The organism is Citrobacter sp. Ct235 (assembly GCF_030332305.1).
Lineage (GTDB): Bacteria > Pseudomonadota > Gammaproteobacteria > Enterobacterales > Enterobacteriaceae > Citrobacter_A > Citrobacter_A telavivensis.
Window position 1 is genome coordinate 412594 of the sequence record NZ_JAOWIC010000043.1, and the last position, 13194, is coordinate 425787.

The window sequence follows — 13194 nt, forward strand, 5'->3', positions numbered from 1 at the left end:
ATTTAAGAACATTCCGCAACGGGCTAATAAGGCAGGAAAAGTCGCAGGGCGCAGCGGCTGCCACGCCCTGAAGGGGGGATTAGTGTTCGCGCGTCTTGCGGAACTGAACGTCAGGATAACGCTCTTGCGTCAGATTAAGGTTCACCATCGTTGGTGCGATGTAGGTCAGGTTATCGCCGCCATCGAGCGCCAGTTGAACTTCGTTCTTACGTTTGAACTCTTCGAATTTCTTCGCGTCAGCACATTCCACCCAGCGAGCGGTTGCCACGTTGACGGACTCATAAATGGCCTCAACGTTGTATTCGCTCTTCAGACGGGCAACCACCACGTCGAACTGCAGTACACCGACCGCGCCCACGATCAGATCGTTGTTGGCGATTGGGCGGAAGACCTGCACCGCGCCCTCTTCGGAGAGCTGGACCAGACCTTTCAGCAACTGTTTCTGCTTCAGCGGATCTTTCAGGCGAATACGACGGAACAGTTCCGGCGCGAAGTTCGGAATACCGGTGAACTTCATCATTTCACCCTGAGTGAACGTATCGCCAATCTGGATAGTACCGTGGTTGTGCAGACCGAGAATATCACCCGGATAAGCCTCTTCCACATGCGAACGGTCACCAGCCATAAAAGTCAGCGCATCAGAGATCACCACGTCTTTGCCAATACGGACCTGACGCAGCTTCATGCCTTTTTCGTACTTACCGGAAACGACGCGCATAAATGCTACGCGGTCACGGTGTTTCGGATCCATGTTGGCCTGAATTTTAAAGACGAAGCCGGTGAACTTCTCTTCTTCCGCTTCCACCACGCGAGTATCGGTCTTGCGCGGCATTGGCGCAGGCGCCCACTCCACCAAACCGTCCAGCATGTGATCAACGCCGAAGTTACCCAGCGCGGTACCAAAGAAGACCGGGGTAATTTCGCCCGCCAGGAACAGTTCTTTATCAAACTCGTTAGAGGCGCCCTTCACCAGTTCCAGTTCGTCGCGCAGCTGCTGCGCTAAGTCTTCCCCAACGGCCGCGTCGAGATCCGGGTTATCCAGACCTTTAACAATGCGTACTTCCTGGATGGTATGACCTTTACCCGTCTGATACAGATAGGTTTCATCTTTATAAAGGTGATAAACCCCTTTGAACAACTTACCGCAGCCGATCGGCCAGGTGATCGGCGCACAGCCGATTTTCAGTTCGTTCTCTACTTCGTCCAGCAACTCCATCGGGTCACGGATATCACGGTCGAGTTTGTTCATAAAGGTCAGGATCGGCGTATCGCGCAGACGGGTGACTTCCATCAGTTTACGGGTACGATCCTCGACGCCTTTTGCAGCGTCGATCACCATCAGGCAGCAGTCCACCGCCGTCAAAGTACGATAGGTATCTTCGGAGAAGTCTTCGTGCCCCGGGGTGTCCAGCAGATTGACCAGACAGTTATGATACGGAAACTGCATGACGGAGGTGGTAATGGAGATCCCACGCTGCTTTTCCATTTCCATCCAGTCCGATTTCGCATGCTGGCTGGAACCACGGCCTTTTACCGTACCGGCAGTCTGGATCGCCTGTCCGAACAGCAACACCTTCTCTGTGATGGTCGTTTTACCGGCATCCGGGTGAGAAATAATGGCAAAAGTGCGGCGCTTGGCCACCTCCTGCAAATAAGGAGACAACGTCATAGTTCATTCTTCTTGAGTAAACGCGGTGTCGCACCGCGCATGTTGAATACGAAAAATTGCGGCTATTTTACCCATCAGCGGGGGGGAGGCAATCAGTGTTTACACAGGAGCTGCTCCAGTTCGTGTAATGACGATACGGTCCACGTCGGCTCGATGCCTTCCGGCTGCTCACGATGATGCGCATTCAGCCAGCAGGTAGAAAGCCCGGCGTTGATGCCGCCGAGAATATCGGACGCAGCGGTATCCCCCACCATCAGCACCCGAGCGCGATCGGGATTGCCCGCCTGCGCCAGGGCGTAATCAAAAATCTTCGGATCCGGCTTTGCCACGCCAACTTCTTCGGAAATGACCAGCAAATCAAAGTAGTCGCGAAGTCCTGTACGTTCCAGGCGGATCTGTTGTAAAGAGGTGAACCCATTAGTAATAATGCCTATTTTGGCTTTGCCGCGAATCGCATTGAGCAGCGAAACGGCTCCCGGCAGCGGCGCACAAATTTCAGCCATCGCATTCATAAAGGCATCATTCAGCGAGCCGGGCTCGACCTTTAACCGTTCAGCCCAGCTCTGGAAGCGGGCATGCTGAAGCTGTAATGACGTGATCGCGCCGTTCTGATAATCCACCCACAGCGGTTTATTTACGGCCTGGTAGTCCTGAAAATCTTCAGCGGTAAAGGTGATGCTGTAATCGAGAAACATCCGCTGTAAGCCAGTAAACGAGTCAAATGTGAACAGCGTTTCGTCGGCATCAAAGAAAATCCAGTCCCACTTCATCATTACACCTTCTTTTACATACTGATTGGCAGTGCCATTATGATGGCGTCCTCACGACCGTCAGCGGTCGGATAATAATTGCGGCGAATCGTTGCCTCGTTAAAGCCTAAGCTTTCATACAATGCGATGGCGGCAACGTTGGAGGCGCGAACCTCCAGCCACAGCGTCAGGACGCCGCGTTTTTCTAACTCATCAATGAGATGTTCCAGCAGCGCTTTCCCGAATCCCCGGCGCTGAAAATCGGGATCAACGGCAATGTTGAACAGCGTAGCTTCATCCAGCACAACCTGCGTAATCGCAAACGCCGCCATTCTCCCTTCTACCGTCAATTGATAGTTGAGATAGCGCTCCCCCTGATTACTGGCAAAAGTGTGTTCGCTCCAGGGAAACGCATGGGCGCGTTTTTCAATCTGAAACGCGGCGGGTAAATCACTCTGACTGAGGGAAGAAATCGTGTTCATGTGTGCAGATTTGTTGCCATAGCGCGGCGCGTGCCGCTGGGTTTGCCCGCAATTCATCAAAAGCCGGCGTTGCAACCTGCGCACCTTCCAGTGACAGCGGCGCTTCTGTGCCCAGCCGCCAACTGTTGCAGCGGCTGCCCTGCGGCAGCATCGCAACGCGTTCCGGCGTCACCTGCAAAACCTGATCGGGGCTCAGGGTTAATGCACGCAGAATATCGCTTACCAGAGGTTCAGTCAGCGGCGGCAGTATTTCACCTACCATCACCAGACGGACGTGCGCAGGAATGGAAATCGCGATCTCTCCCTGCAACGCGCCGGGGCGACGCAGCGACCACTGGGTAATGCCCAGTTGCTGTAACTGCCAGTCTCGTCGGGTTGTCATAGCGAATCGCTCCTGTATTCAGGGGCGCAAATATAGCAAATTAGTCGAATAGACGCCATCAAACGTCTATAATCGCCCGCTGTATGAATTAAGGAGTTTTCCATGTCTGCTTTTACCCCGGCAAGTGAAGTCTTGCTGCGCCACAGTGATGATTTCGAACAAAGCCGTATTCTGTTTGCCGGAGATTTGCAGGATGACCTGCCCGCACGTTTTGAATGCGCCGCCAGCCGCGTACATACGCAGCAGTTTCACCACTGGCAGGTGCTGAGCCGCCAGATGGGCGACAACGCGCGCTTTAGCCTTGTTGCACAAGCGCAAGACGTTGCCGACTGCGACACTTTTATCTACTACTGGCCGAAAAACAAACCGGAAGCCCAGTTCCAGTTGATGAATATTCTGTCACTCCTTCCCGTTGGCACTGACATTTTTGTGGTTGGCGAAAACCGTAGCGGCGTGCGCAGTGCTGAGCAAATGCTGGCCGAATATGCCTCGCTGAACAAAATCGACAGCGCGCGCCGCTGCGGGCTGTATCATGGTCGTCTGGACAAACAACCAACGTTTGACGCAGAAAAATACTGGGGTGAATACCACGTTGAGGGGTTGACGATAAAAACCCTGCCGGGCGTATTCAGTCGCGATGGTCTGGATGTGGGTAGTCAGTTGCTGCTGTCCACCCTGACGCCGCATACCAAAGGGAAAGTGCTGGACGTCGGCTGCGGCGCAGGCGTACTTTCCGCAGCACTTGCCAGCCACTCGCCGAAAGTACGTTTAACCCTTTGCGACGTTGCGGCGCCGGCGGTTGAAGCCAGTCGCGCCACGCTGGCTGCAAACGGCATTGAGGGCGAGGTCTTCGCCAGTAACGTCTTCTCCGAAGTGACGGGCCGGTTTGATATGATAATCTCCAACCCGCCGTTCCATGACGGTATGCAAACCAGCCTGGATGCCGCGCAAACTCTGATTCGCGGTGCCGTACGTCACCTGAACAGCGGCGGCGAACTGCGCATTGTCGCTAACGCTTTCCTGCCGTATCCGCAGATACTGGATGAGACCTTTGGCTTCCACGAGGTCATCGCCCAGACCGGACGCTTCAAAGTGTATCGCACGGTCATGACCCGCCAGGCGAAAAAAGCGTGATATCACAATGACGGCCATACGAATGGCCGTTTTTGCAGCAATCACCGCTGCCCCACGTAATTAACTATTGACGAATAGCTGAAAACCACTAGAATGCGCCTCCGTGGTAGTGATTCTTTTTAAGAATCGATGGTATGCGAAGGTGGCGGAATTGGTAGACGCGCTAGCTTCAGGTGTTAGTGTCCTTACGGACGTGGGGGTTCAAGTCCCCCCCCTCGCACCATAAACCACGTTGATATTGCTCGCACTGGGCGAAGGTGGCGGAATTGGTAGACGCGCTAGCTTCAGGTGTTAGTGTTCTTACGGACGTGGGGGTTCAAGTCCCCCCCCTCGCACCAACGAGGCGATATCAAAAAGTAAGATGACTGTGCGAAGGTGGCGGAATTGGTAGACGCGCTAGCTTCAGGTGTTAGTGTCCTTACGGACGTGGGGGTTCAAGTCCCCCCCCTCGCACCAATTATCTTACATCCCTCTCTGTAGCATTCCCGGTTTTCATCCCTGATTCCAGTTCATCATTACCAGCATCATTCCACCGATCAGCACGACACACGATGGCAGCAACACAAAGTGCCGCAATTGTTTGTGATAGAGCATCACCGGGGTCAGCAATAGCCCTAATACAATGATGGCTTTCCATGCCCCGAGAGAAAGATCGGCAAATGCCAGCCCGGTAATGACGATTCCAGGCAGCAATACTCCCCAGCCACTCCCCAGCGCCCGTTGCAACATGGTTTCACCTCTCACATCGATAATGATAACCAATATCATATGACAATCTTTCTCATTTGTCAGCAATCCATACGTCACTTATATGAGCTTTACTCAAGCAATGATGACATGAATTATTTAAGGTGATAAATTGCACAACGGTAAACGTACAGATACAATAATCTGATTCCAGGCAAGCATCTTCTCACCCATTATTTATATGTCGTGAACAGTGTATGCGACGTGAACAGTGTAATTGTTAGATAAATAATGACGTTAAGATATGACTGCACAATCCTGGCAAACGCTGCGCACTAAAAAGTACCAACTCTCTCTGCGACTCTTTTTGTTTCTCAACGCTATTTCTGCGTTGTTTGTCATTGCTTTTCCTATCTATCCCAGTAAAACCGTCTCCACACCAGTGTCTCTCATCCTTGTGCTGAGCACTGCGTTGCTGACATGGCATGTCAGGTATACGAAGAAGCGGATTAATCTCCATGTCATCTCAATACTCTTTGGCGGTTTATGGGCAGCGCACATTACGCTGAAATACCAGACGTTGCAGAATCCTGACTATTCCTTTCTGCTGATCGCACTGCTGAGCGTGTTGTTTATTGGATCAATTGCGTTTGCCAATAACATCGTCGCATTTACCCTCCATTCACTGCCGTCCTTGTTGGCCTGTTTATGTCTGAACGGTAGCGAACACGCTCTACGACTGCTCTATTTTATGGCCCTGCCCATGGCTGGTATTGCCATTCAGCATGTGATTCAAAAGCGCTACGACGATTTCGCCCAGCAACTTATGTTCAAACTGCTCGCCGAAAGAGAGACGCTGACCGACCTGAGTATGCTCGACCCCTTAACGGGATTGTATAATCGGCGAGGACTCCAGCATAAGCTGAAAGCTGTGCTGGAACTGGGTACGCATGAGCATTACGTTTTGCTGATCGACATCGACCATTTCAAAGCCTACAACGATCACTATGGGCATATGATGGGCGATCAGGCCCTGATCCGCGTTTCCGCCGCGATCCGCAATGCCGTGCGTTCACGCGATATTGTCGCCCGTTTTGGCGGTGAAGAGTTTATGGTGCTCCTGACGGCGAGCGATCCACTGACAGCCCGCGAGGCGGCTGAACGCATCCGGCAGAATGTTTACGATCTTAAAATTCCCCATATGTTCAATGAGAACGTCGCAACGCAGGTCACAATCAGTATTGGTATTGCGCCTCTGGTAGGGGGAGATGTCGAAGAGGCGATTCGTCATGCTGATAAGGCGCTCTATAAAGCGAAAGATCTGGGGCGTAACCATATTTTAGTCAGTGACGATCCGGGTATCGCCTGACACGCCGTAGCCAATTAATGCGCCGTTGAACGTCAGACTGACAAAGATCTTGCTATCGGTTATGCCTGCCGCTAGGATTGGCAATCATTATCATTTAGATTACTATCTAACTCATGGCCTATCGTTCCGCACCGATTATTGACGATGTCATCTGGCGAGGGCATCTCCAACCGCAGATGCCCTCGCTGGCTGAGGCCGTGCGCGCAACCATAGCCCAGACGCGTGAGCATCTGCTGGATTTCATCCGTCTGGATGAACCCGCCCCTCCGAGCGCGATGACACTGGCACAATGGCGTCGCCCAAGCGAACTCCAGTCTCTGCTGGCAATTTACTCCAATCATATTTATCGCAACCACCCCACGCAGCCACGCGAAAACAAACCATTACTCTCGCTGTGGGCACAGTGGTACATCGGTCTGATGGTGCCCCCACTGATGCTTGCCCTGCTGACGCAGCAGACGGCAATTGATGTCTCTCCCGAACACGTCCACGTGGAGTTTCACGAGACGGGGCGTGCAGCGTGCTTCTGGATTGACGTGCATCAGGATCGCCTGGCGACGACGCAATCACCGCAGGCGCGCATGGAAACATTGGTTAAGCAGGCGTTGACTCCGGTCATCCAGGCGCTTGAGGCAACCGGAGAAATCAACGGTAAACTTATCTGGAGCAATACCGGCTATCTGATTAACTGGTATCTCACGGAGATGAAACCGCTGCTGGGTGAAGAGTTGTTGAACACGCTGCGCCAGGGCTGCTTCTTTGAAAAGCAGTTGTCCTGTGGTGCTGACAACCCACTCTGGCGCACGGTCGTCCCTCGCGAAGGGATTCTGGTACGCAGAACATGCTGTCAGCGTTATCGTCTGCCGGACGTTCAGCAGTGCGGTGACTGTACGCTGAAGTAATCAGGGAGCGTTCGCCCCCTGATGATTACAACGCAATCTGCTCGTTTTCCGCGTCTGAACGCTGTGCCTCTTCCGCCTCTTGTTCCAGCAGTTGCTTCTCGTACACTTTAAAGAACGGGAAATAGATGACGGCAGAAACGATAGCCAGAAGAACCACCAGAATCGCAGCGCGATAATCCCAGCCTAGCGCCCACGCCGCACCGACAGGTGCCGGCGCAGTCCATGGCACCACCGAAATCACGCGACCAATCAGATCCAGTTTCATCGCCGCCCAGGCCAGCACGGCATTCACCATCGGTGCCAGCAGGAAAGGAATAAAGAACACGGGATTCATGACGATAGGCGTACCAAAAATCACCGGCTCGTTAATGTTGAAGATACTGGGAACCACACTCAGTCGGCCTATCGAACGCAGATGTACGGAACGACTGCGCAAATAGCAAATCACCAGCCCCATTGTCGCACCCGACCCACCGATCACGATGAAGAATGTCCAGAATGCCTCCATGAAAATATGCGGTAATGGTGCGCCCTGCGCCAGCGCAGTCTGGTTCATACCGAGGTTGGTCAGCCAAAACATCTGCAGCATCCCGGAGACGATCGCCGCACCGTGAATACCGGCAAACCACAACAAATGACCAATCAGCACCGCCAGTAAGATCGCTGGCAGAGAATCGGCAGCCGATACCAGCGGTTTAAAAATAGACATAATGGCCTGCGGGATAAGCATGTCGAACTGTGCCTGAATCAGCAGGCTGAGCGGGTACAATGTGAGCACCACCACCAGCACCGGAATCAGGAGATCGAATGAGTTTTTGATCATCGGCGGAACCTGATCGGGTAAACGAATGCCAATGTTATGTGCCTTCAGAAAACGCATCATTTCTACGCAATAAATTGCCACCAGAATCGCCGTAAAAATCCCCGTTCCGCCGAGGCTGTCCACAGGCAGAGTGCCTTTTGTTTTAGGCGCAGCGACCAGTAAGAACGCCATGGTGGAGAGCATGGCGCACATGAACGGATCCAACTGATGTGACTTCGCGTAATGTTTGCCCAGGTTATAGGCAATAGCGGCACAAATATAGATCGACATGATCCCCATGGTCATATCAAAAGGGGTCAGGATCTGCCCTTCAAACTGTTTCGCCATATCCAGCCAGGCCCGGGCAAATCCCCAGGTGGTATCCGGCGAAAACGGAGGATAGGCAAATACCAACAGAAACGATCCGACAATCATAAATGGCATCGCGGAAATAAAGCCGTCACGGATAGACATAACATGACGCTGTGAAGAAATGCGCCCGGCAATCGGGCTGACATAGTTTTCAACAAACCGAAAAATCACATTAAAGACTGCATGGTTGGTAGATTTCATAAGTGGCTCTTTTTATGTGATACAGAGGAAGTGACAACTCCAGTATTAATCGCTCTTTCACAGACTGCAACCGGTTACGGTAACCGGTTTCCGTGATTGTGAAGAGGATCGAAAAATCACCCATGTTGCTGGTTTGTTATATTAAAATATTTACAGTACAGGACGACTTATGCCAAATTACACTCGCAGTTTTCTGAAGCGTCGGGGACTGCAGAAATGGTGTCAGGAGAATCGAATGAGTCTGCAATCGGTACGGCAATTTCTGGCCGAACATGCCCCGGATATTGAAATCATTGAATTAAAACAAAGTACCGCGACGGTTGAACTGGCGGCCAAAGCACATAACGTACAGCCCGGACAAATAGCAAAAACCCTTTCGCTGAAGGTGAAAGACACCATCATCCTGGTTGTCGCCAAAGGCGACGCAAGACTGGACAATAAAAAGCTCAAAAGCACCTTCGGTGCCAAAGCGCGCATGCTGAACAGTGATGAAGTCGTCAACGCGACGGGGCATCCCGTTGGCGGGGTTTGCCCTTTCGGGCTGGAAACTCCGTTGCCCGTTTATTGTGACGTCTCTTTACGATCGTTCACCGAAGTCCTTCCGGCAGCAGGCGCCACATATAGCGCAGTGCGTATTGCACCAGAGCGTATGGCTGAACTGACTTCAGCCACCTGGGTTGATGTGTGCCAGTAATCATCCGTTTTTAGCTTTCGCGGCGGTTAAAGCAAAATATCTGCCGCATGCAGTAAACCGGCGTCAGAATTGACGCCCAGTTTCGACATCACGTTAAACTTGTGCGCCCGGATGGTCTTAATATTCCGCGCCAGTTCAATCGCAATTTGCGGCATTGAGTAGCCATTGGACATAAAGCGCAAAATCTCACGCTCGGTTGGACTCAGCATGCGGCTCTGATTGAGATACCAGAGATTGTTATTACTTTCACTGATCCGCCGCGTGCCGCTTAATGCGGTAAATAACGCCTCCTGCAGCGCAGGGAGCGAGTTTGCTTTACTCAGCACACCATCTAACGGGGAGGGCGACAGTGCGCTGATTAAACGCGCTTCAGCATCATCATCCGCAATAACCAGACGACGCATAGCAGGATAGTTTTCAGCCAGTTCGGTAAGGCTCATTAGTTCTACCCGCCTGGCTTTTCGGACCGAGGAGAGAGAAAAAATAACGGCAGAAAAGACTGTCGAACTCATCGCCTGTTGAAAATCATCCAGCGTCAAATAGAGATGCAATTTGAATTGGTTATCTGAGGTTGCATTAAATAGATTCTGAATACCAATTCCACTCATAACACATTTTTCTATGAGTGCGACATTTCGCGTACGGTTTCTATTTTCCATTCCGCTGACTCTCCATATACCGAAGGTAAATTCAGCTCTCTGGCTCCCTGAGAACTGTTAATCCATGCATACATTTCCGCATTACTGTGTATTGATAAGCGGCGCATGGCGCTGTTTTTCTGGGCGCTAATAGTTTTATTACTTTTCTTAAGTAACGCCGCAATTTGATTGATCCCCCACCCCTTCCCCAACAGGCGCAGTACTTTTCGCTCCGATAGCGTCAAAAGAATAGCATGGGAACTGAATTCCAGATGTTCTAACGGGGGGGGCGACAACAGCATTTTGCTGATTCGGTCAGGACTGTTATGCCCGGAACGGATAGTGCTTACCAGACTCTCAATTGGTTCGACGTCAGACAGCAGCGTACTGGAGGGGCGTATCAGCAATTCAACCGCCTGCGCGTAATACGCACGTGACACCAGGAAAACCCAATGGATATCACGATATTGAGAAAGGAGTGCGTAGAATCGTTCGCAGACCGTGCGCGGGTGTTGGCATTCACCGGTTAAATCCACGATCGCCAACTCCGCCCGCCGGAGTTGTAGTGGCGTGAGTTCTTCTACCGCACCACAAGCGGTAAGCTCATACTCCGGGAAATGCCGTTGCATAACGCCGTGGAATCCCGCTTGTATAACAGGGACTTTACTGATGACAATTCCGTTTTTGCAGCATCCTGGCAACATATATCCTCCACATTCATATGAATTTATCTGCTATTAACTGGATCGCATGAGTATTAATACATACAACGATACAATACAAAAAACAGAATAATAGCCAATATGAATTGTTTATCCTTGGTGTTTTTCTTTAATTTCGCAAGATGTGGTTATACAACTATCACGGGGTATAATACAAGTCGATATTGTCAATATGTACACTATATTCCTGAATGGGACATTAAACATTCCTATTTTATATACGATTTTTTTATTTATCCAAATTTGGACAAACTATTTGTTTTTAATTAATTCCCGATATGACTTCGGAGACAACGTTGAATGTTTTTTAAAAAAACGGGAAAAATAGGTTACATCACTGAATCCCAGATAGTCGGAGATCTGACTTATGGTCATGCTGGTATATTGCAGGCTGCGCTTGGCTTCGAGCATCAACCGCTGATGCAAAACGTTTAATGCACTGCAATGATGAAATTCACGACATAACTGATTCAGATAATTGGCAGAGAGGCCGATTCGATGCGCATATTCTGTAAGGGGAAGATGCTCACGATAGTGGCTCTCAATCTGCCGGGCAAAAAGACGGAGTGTGCTACGCCGACGCGCCAGAGTGTCATTCGATTGCGCAATGGGCCGACTCTGCCGACGAAGCCAGACCAGCAACGCACTCAGCAACGAAAACAACATCATTTCCCGCGCCTCGTTATCCGTCTGATACTCCTTCTGCAAGGCGGAAAAAAGCGTGCGGATGTGACTGCGGGACTGAGCCACCGATATGCACTGCGGACTATTCAGCAAAGGCAGCGGCTGTGGAAACTGGGATTCCAGGCGGCCAATCAGCGGCAACGCCAGAGAGAGAACATAGCCCTGGGTTCCGGGGGAAAAGCGAAAACCGTGGACACAAAGCGCAGGAACGACCTGAATACAGGCATCGCGCCTCACCGTCGTCTGCCCCTCAATTTCAATCGTTGCTTCACCCCGATGCAAGTAGAGTAACTGGACGATCTCCGCATGCTGATGCACCCGAATATGCCATTCATACAAACTGCTACGCTGATGAATCGACTCGCAGTGCAGCAGATCGGGGGTTGGCCATCCCTGTTGTTCACCATACAGTTTAAAAACAGGAATAACGTCAGCCAGTTGCATCATTTACCCACCGTTTCATAAGGCAGTCCGACGTAATTCTCCGCAATCGTCGTCAGCCCAGCCCTCGAACCCAGATAGTACTGACGATCCGCCTCCTGCATCTTGCGATCAAAATCGCTCTTTTCCTGAAAATCATGCAGCAGGTGGGTCATAAACCAGCTGAATCGCTCTCCTTTCCACACCCGGTTAAGGGCCAACCGGGAATAGGTCGCCAGCAGATCGCTACGCCCGTGCTGATAGTACTGCGTCAAAATACGCCATAAATAATTCACGTCAGACGCGGCCAGATTCAGCCCCTTTGCACCGGTCGGCGGAACGATATGTGCCGCATCACCGACCAGAAAGAGCTTGCCGTACTGCATCGGTTCCACCACGTAGCTGCGTAATGGCGCGATACTCTTTTCAAGTGAGTGACCAGTCACTAACTTCGTGGCCAGTTCCTCAGGCAAACGCCGTTTCAGCTCGCCCCAGAAGCGCTCATCGCTCCAGGATTCCACCTGCTCGCTGAGCGGGACCTGCAAATAGTAGCGACTTCTGGTTAGTGAGCGCTGACTACAAAGTACAAATCCGCGCTCATGATGCGCATAAATCAACTCCGGATTGACCGGCGGCGTATCGGCAAGTAACCCCAGCCAGCCAAACGGCCAGATACTTTCGTACTCGCGGATGACATCTCGCGGAATACTTTGTCGCGAAATGCCGTGGAATCCATCACACCCGGCAATGAAATCACACTCAATGCGGCACTTCTCCCCCTCTTTCTCAAACGTGACTGAGGGGCGGTCACTTTTGGCATCGTGAATCTCAACCTGCTGGACGCCATAAATCGTAGGCGCGCCACAATCGCTACGCGCCTGCATCAGGTCCCGTGTGACTTCCGTCTGCCCGTAGACCATTACGCTTTTGCCGCCGGTTAATTCGCTCAGCGCGACGGGAATGCGTTTGCCGTCAAAAATAAACTCAACGCCGTGATGCACCAGACCTTCGCTGTCCATACGCTGCGCCACGCCGGCCTCCCGCAAGAGCGAGACGGTCCCACTCTCGAGGATCCCTGCCCGGATGCGCCCCAACACATACTCTGGCGTCTGACGTTCAATGATGAGTGTGCGGATCCCCGCCTTATGCAGCAACTGACCTAACAGCAGCCCGGAAGGTCCTGCCCCAATAATTGCGACCTGAGTTTTCATTACATTCCCCACCTGCTTGGTTGATTATTTGTTTAATCAATGTTGAATAAAAGTTTCAAATTGCATTTTTGATAAG

Annotated in this window: 14 protein-coding genes and 3 tRNA genes; 7 read left to right on the forward strand and 10 right to left on the reverse strand. The window is 51.6% G+C overall.

The features are described from left to right. Window positions 1–79: 79 nt before the first annotated feature. The 4 genes from prfC to OGY35_RS11085 form a co-directional block, all read right to left on the reverse strand. Window positions 80–1669, reverse strand: a complete 1590-nt coding sequence (gene prfC / locus OGY35_RS11070; protein WP_178825928.1) for a peptide chain release factor 3 — start codon at window positions 1667–1669, stop codon at window positions 80–82. Between the two features lie 92 nt (window positions 1670–1761). Next, window positions 1762–2439, reverse strand: a complete 678-nt coding sequence (gene yjjG, locus OGY35_RS11075; protein ID WP_178825930.1) for a pyrimidine 5'-nucleotidase — start codon at window positions 2437–2439, stop codon at window positions 1762–1764. Window positions 2440–2453: 14 nt separating this feature from the next. After that, window positions 2454–2900 carry a ribosomal protein S18-alanine N-acetyltransferase gene (rimI, locus tag OGY35_RS11080; protein WP_152402075.1) on the reverse strand — a complete coding sequence of 149 codons (447 nt, stop codon included), beginning with the start codon at window positions 2898–2900 and terminating at the stop codon, window positions 2454–2456. Then, window positions 2869–3282 carry a DNA polymerase III subunit psi gene (locus tag OGY35_RS11085; protein ID WP_152402073.1) on the reverse strand — a complete coding sequence of 138 codons (414 nt, stop codon included), beginning with the start codon at window positions 3280–3282 and terminating at the stop codon, window positions 2869–2871. Before OGY35_RS11085 ends, rimI begins: the two co-directional genes overlap by 32 nt. 102 nt (window positions 3283–3384) lie before the next feature. Between OGY35_RS11085 and rsmC the strand changes: the two genes are divergently transcribed. The 4 genes from rsmC to OGY35_RS11105 all read left to right on the forward strand — a co-directional run bounded on the left by rsmC (window position 3385) and on the right by OGY35_RS11105 (window position 4872). Then, complete coding sequence (gene rsmC, locus OGY35_RS11090) at window positions 3385–4416, forward strand: 16S rRNA (guanine(1207)-N(2))-methyltransferase RsmC (RefSeq protein ID WP_286632296.1); 1032 nt, start codon at window positions 3385–3387, stop codon at window positions 4414–4416. Window positions 4417–4552: 136 nt separating this feature from the next. Then, window positions 4553–4639 (forward strand) — tRNA-Leu (locus tag OGY35_RS11095). Window positions 4640–4667: 28 nt separating this feature from the next. Then, window positions 4668–4754 (forward strand) — tRNA-Leu (locus tag OGY35_RS11100). A 31-nt stretch (window positions 4755–4785) separates the two neighbouring features. After that, window positions 4786–4872, forward strand: a tRNA-Leu gene (locus OGY35_RS11105). A gap of 36 nt (window positions 4873–4908) precedes the next feature. Here the strand turns inward: OGY35_RS11105 and OGY35_RS11110 are convergent. Continuing rightward, window positions 4909–5145, reverse strand: a complete 237-nt coding sequence (locus OGY35_RS11110; RefSeq protein ID WP_084196628.1) for a DUF1435 domain-containing protein — start codon at window positions 5143–5145, stop codon at window positions 4909–4911. A gap of 262 nt (window positions 5146–5407) precedes the next feature. On the opposite strand from OGY35_RS11110, the gene OGY35_RS11115 reads away from it, so the two are divergent. Both OGY35_RS11115 and fhuF read left to right on the forward strand, forming a co-directional pair. Beyond that, a complete protein-coding gene (locus OGY35_RS11115) occupies window positions 5408–6472 on the forward strand; it encodes a GGDEF domain-containing protein (RefSeq protein WP_286632297.1) in 1065 nt (354 codons plus the stop codon). Window positions 6473–6585: 113 nt separating this feature from the next. Further along, window positions 6586–7374, forward strand: a complete 789-nt coding sequence (gene fhuF, locus OGY35_RS11120) for a siderophore-iron reductase FhuF (RefSeq protein WP_286632298.1) — start codon at window positions 6586–6588, stop codon at window positions 7372–7374. A 25-nt stretch (window positions 7375–7399) separates the two neighbouring features. On the opposite strand, the gene OGY35_RS11125 is transcribed toward fhuF, so the two are convergent. Then, window positions 7400–8749: a PTS sugar transporter subunit IIC gene (locus tag OGY35_RS11125; protein WP_152402065.1), complete on the reverse strand. Its 1350-nt coding sequence runs from the start codon at window positions 8747–8749 to the stop codon at window positions 7400–7402. A gap of 235 nt (window positions 8750–8984) precedes the next feature. On the opposite strand from OGY35_RS11125, the gene OGY35_RS11130 reads away from it, so the two are divergent. After that, entirely contained in the window at window positions 8985–9443 is a 459-nt protein-coding gene (locus OGY35_RS11130; RefSeq protein ID WP_152402063.1) for a YbaK/EbsC family protein, read from the forward strand. Window positions 9444–9469: 26 nt separating this feature from the next. Here the strand turns inward: OGY35_RS11130 and bglJ are convergent, their stop codons facing one another. The 4 genes from bglJ to pobA form a co-directional block, all read right to left on the reverse strand. Beyond that, window positions 9470–10102: a DNA-binding transcriptional activator BglJ gene (gene bglJ, locus OGY35_RS11135; RefSeq protein ID WP_286632299.1), complete on the reverse strand. Its 633-nt coding sequence runs from the start codon at window positions 10100–10102 to the stop codon at window positions 9470–9472. Continuing rightward, window positions 10063–10785, reverse strand: a complete 723-nt coding sequence (locus OGY35_RS11140; RefSeq protein WP_178826216.1) for a helix-turn-helix transcriptional regulator — start codon at window positions 10783–10785, stop codon at window positions 10063–10065. Before OGY35_RS11140 ends, bglJ begins: the two co-directional genes overlap by 40 nt. A gap of 270 nt (window positions 10786–11055) precedes the next feature. Continuing rightward, entirely contained in the window at window positions 11056–11931 is an 876-nt protein-coding gene (locus OGY35_RS11145) for a helix-turn-helix domain-containing protein (RefSeq protein ID WP_286632327.1), read from the reverse strand. Then, window positions 11931–13118 (reverse strand): 4-hydroxybenzoate 3-monooxygenase, encoded by a 1188-nt coding sequence (gene pobA / locus OGY35_RS11150; RefSeq protein ID WP_152402057.1) that lies wholly within the window; start codon window positions 13116–13118, stop codon window positions 11931–11933. The genes OGY35_RS11145 and pobA overlap by 1 nt, the downstream gene beginning before the upstream one ends. Window positions 13119–13194 lie beyond the last annotated feature (76 nt).